The sequence below is a fragment of the Corallococcus sp. AB018 genome (assembly GCF_003986945.1).
Taxonomy (GTDB): Bacteria; Myxococcota; Myxococcia; order Myxococcales; family Myxococcaceae; genus Corallococcus; species Corallococcus exiguus.
Genome location: NZ_RAWR01000393.1, coordinates 1 through 3,790, shown reverse-complemented (window position 1 = coordinate 3,790; position 3,790 = coordinate 1). Strand labels below are relative to the sequence as shown.

3 protein-coding genes are annotated in these 3,790 nt (G+C 72.8%); 1 reads left to right on the top strand and 2 read right to left on the bottom strand.

The annotated features are described in order from the left end of the window. The first annotated feature begins 116 nt into the window (after window positions 1-116). Window positions 117-2,327, top strand: coding sequence for an ATP-binding protein (locus tag D7Y11_RS41985; protein ID WP_233607580.1), 2,211 nt, complete (start codon window positions 117-119; stop codon window positions 2,325-2,327). Window positions 2,328-2,333: 6 nt separating this feature from the next. Here the strand turns inward: D7Y11_RS41985 and D7Y11_RS41980 are convergent, their stop codons facing one another. Continuing rightward, window positions 2,334-3,233 (bottom strand): MBL fold metallo-hydrolase, encoded by a 900-nt coding sequence (locus D7Y11_RS41980; protein ID WP_120581600.1) that lies wholly within the window; start codon window positions 3,231-3,233, stop codon window positions 2,334-2,336. 170 nt (window positions 3,234-3,403) lie between these two features. After that, on the bottom strand, window positions 3,404-3,790 hold a 387-nt coding region (locus D7Y11_RS41975), incomplete at its 5' end, for a cupin domain-containing protein (protein ID WP_233607579.1).

Sequence of the window (3,790 nt, the reverse complement as noted above, 5' to 3'; positions counted from 1 at the left end):
CCGTGAGTGGACGTGGGGGCGCGAATGGACGCGTGCGTCCAGCGGGGAAAGGACGCATGGCGGCAGGTCCCAGGCGCGCGCGACAGGAGGAGGGGTGGGGGCTTGGGGCGAGCCTCGTGGTGGCGCTCGTCCTGCTGGTCCTGTCCGTGGTGGCGCTCCTGCTGATGCGCGCCTCCGTGCAGTCGCGGGTAATGGAGCGCTCGCTGGACCTGCAGGAGGTGGGGCTGCTGGGGCGGGCCTTCAGCGACAAGGTGTCCCTGGCCAACAGCGCGCTGCTGGCGGGCGGGCAGTCGCTCCCCCGGGACACGGCGCAGGCACGGCGGCGCTTCCTGGGCACCGCGGAGCGGCTGTCCGCGCGGCTGGACACTCCCGAGGACGAGGCGTTGGTGTGGGAGGTGCGCGCCGCGGAGCAGGAGCACGAAGCGGCGCTGCGCGCGCTCGTGGGCGCCCAGACGCCCCAGGAGCAGAAGCAGGCGCGCGAGCGGCTCGCGCGGGCCCATGGACATGTGCGCGAGGCGCAGGCCCAGTTGGAGCGCAAGGTGCAGGAGCGGCTGGCCGTGGAGAACCGGACCTCGGTGCGGGTGGACCGGTGGGAGACGGCGCTGCTGCTCCTTGCCTGCCTGCTGGGGCTGACGGTGGCGGGGGTGCTGGCGTGGGTGCTCCACCGCCGGCTCCACCCGCTCCGGCGCGAGGCGGCAGCCAGCGCGCACCGCTTCCAGGCGCTGGTGGAGGGCGTGCGCGACTACGCCCTGGTGCTGCTGGACGCGCGCGGGCGGGTGGCCAGCTGGAACCCGGGTGCGGAGCGCATCAAGGGCTGGAGCGAGGCGGAGATATTGGGCCGCCCCAAGTCCGTCTTCTACACGTCCGAGGATGCGGCGGCGGGCAAGCCGGAGCGGGAACTGTCCCGGGCCCTCCAGGAGGGGCGGCTGCACACGGAGGGCTGGCGGCAGCGCAAGGACGGCTCGCGCTTCTGGGCGGAGGTGTCCATCACCGCGCTGCGCGACGAGGACGGCCATCCCCAGGGCTTCTCCGTGGTGACGCGCGACATCACCGAGCAGCGGCGCCAGGAGCGGGTGCAGGAGTTGCTGGCGGAGGCCGGCCGCGTCTTCCACCAGTCCCTGGACCCCGACCTGACGGCGGCGGAGGTGGCGCGGCTGCTGGTGCCCGAGGTGGCGGACGGCTGCATCCTCTATCTGCTCACGCCCGCGGGCGAACTGCGGCCCCGGGCGGTGACGCACGTGCAGCCCGAACGCGAGGAGAGCCTGTGGGAGGCCCTGCGGCGGTTTCCGCCCCGCTTGGGCATGCCTCCGGTCGTCTGGGAGGTGATGCGCACCGGGCGCTCACGGATGGACGTGGAGGTGGAAGTGGACGACCTGGCGGCCTCCGCGGAGACCGACGACCACCGGCTGCTCATCGAGCGCATCGCCATCGGCTCCTCCATGGTGGTGCCCCTGCGCGCGGGCAGCGAGACGCTGGGCGCCTTCGTGCTGCTGACGGCCCGGGGCCACCGCCGCTTCACGCAGGCGGACCAGGTGCTGGTGGAGGAGCTGGCGGGCCGCGCGGCGCTGGCCCTGGAGAACACGCGGCTCCTGCGCGAGGCGCGCGAGGCGGTGGACCTCATCGCCGTCACCGCGCACGACCTGGGCAATCCCTTGCAGGCGCTGCAATTGCTGCTCAGCAAGGTGCAGCGCTCGCAGGCGGCGGGCCGTGACGAGGACGTGCGGCAGGGATTGGTGGTGGCGCGCGGTCAGGCCCAGCGGCTGGGACAGCTGCTCCACAACCTGCTGGACCTGTCGCGGCTGTCCTCCGGCAAGCGGCTGCTGGACGCGGCGCCCATGGACCTGGGGGAGCTGGCGCGCGAGGTGGTGGAGCGCTTCGCGGAGGCCGCCGTGGAGGCGGGCTGCGACCTGCGGCTGGAGGTGGAGGACGGGCAGGTGGGGCAGTGGGACCGCATCCGACTGGACCGGGTGGTGACCAATCTCTTGTCCAACGCGCTGAAGTTCGGCCGGGGCCACCCGGTGACGGTGTCGGTGTCGGCGCTGGACGCGGACCACTCCCGGCTGAGGGTGCGCGACGAGGGCGTGGGCATCGCGCCGGAGGCCCAGCGCCGCGTCTTCGAGCGCTTCGAGCGGGAGCGCGCCGCGCGGACGAAGGCCGGCTACGGACTGGGGCTCTACATCGCCCGCCAGCTGGTGGAGGCGCACGGCGGAGTCATCCGCCTGGAGAGCGTGCCGGGGCAAGGCGCCACCTTCACGGTGGACCTGCCGCGCGTGCCCCGGCTGATGGAGGAGACGTCGGTGGCGGAGTCGCCTCCGCTCCACCCGTGACGCCCGCTAGAGGTGCAGCGAGGGCACGGGGGCGACGAGGCCGGGCTGGATGGGGAAGTCCGCGGGCAGCTTCTCGCGCTCCTCCAGCCGCTCGAACTCCAGCGAGTCGTGCGCGCAGAACACCGTCACCTGTTCGCCGTGGCGCTGCACCAGCTCGCGCAGCCGGCGCAGGTTGTACCAGCGCATCCACCCGTCCTTCTGCATCAGCTTCTGGTAGGCGCGCAGGCCGGCGGTGCACCGGTAGCGGTCCAGGTCCATCTCGCCATGGTAGAAATAAGCGTCGCCCGCGTGCAGCAGCCACCCCTCCCCGGTGTCGATGGCCACGCCCGCGTGTCCCAGCGTGTGGCCCACGAGCGGCACCAGCAGGATCTCCGGCGGCAGTCCGGTGAGCTCGCGCACGCAGTCGAAGCCGAACCAGCCCTCACCCCGGTGGGGGACGTAGGTCTCCCAGCGCGTCTCCTTGGACCACTGCATCGGGCGGAAGCGCGCGCGGTCCAGCCAGGTCTTCTGCGCGGTGGCCACGCGGTACTCGTCCGCCAGCACGTGCACGCGCGCGTGGGGGAAGTCATCCAGGCCGCCCGCATGGTCGAAGTCCAGGTGCGTGAGGACGATGTCGCGCACGTCGCTGGCCTGGAAACCCATGCGTTCCAGTTGGCGGATGGCGGTGGACTCCTCCGCCAGGGCGGGGCGGCAGAGCACGTCCCGGAACAGGCCGTTGAGCCGCACGCGAGGCGCGTACACGTCATTGAGGCCGTAGCCGGTGTCCACCAGCACCAGGCCGCGTGGCGTCTCCAACGCCAGACAGTGGCAGGTGAGCGCCGCCGGGCCGGTGAAGCCGCGCCGCCCATCCATGAGCCGCCGGCCGGGCGGGCACATCGTGGTGCAGTTCAGGTGGTGGATGCGCATGGCGGCTCCGCTCCCAATCAAAGGCGGCGGCTGTCCGGCGGCGGGTGGACCGACGCGGGAAGCCCCCTTCCGTTCGTTCAGGGCAAAAGTGCGCCGTGGGCTCCGTGGGAGGAATCACCGCGCCCGCACAGGACAAGGGCTCGCCCGCCCGGGGGGCGTCAAAACGCCACTCAGGGGGCGGAAGACTGCCCGGCCGCTTCCCTTTCGAGCGATGGAGCCGACATCAGCACCAGCGCCTCCGCGTCAGCGACCGGACGGTGCTCGATGCCGCGGGGGATGATGAGCAGCTCGCCTTCTTCCAGCTCCACGGTGCGCTCGCGCAACTCCACCCGCAGGGTTCCCCGGGTGACGAAGAACAGGGCGTCGCCGGTGGCGTGCCGGCACCAGGGGCCGGTTCCCGTCAGCCGCACCAGGTGCACGGGCTGGCCGTGGAGCATGCCCACGGGCCGGGCAATGCCAGGCGCCGGCAGGTCGGTGGAGGCGTGGGCCAGGTTCACCTTCTCCACGGGGGGAAGGGACGCGGAGGCAGGCGGGGCACGGCGGCGAGAATCCCAGCG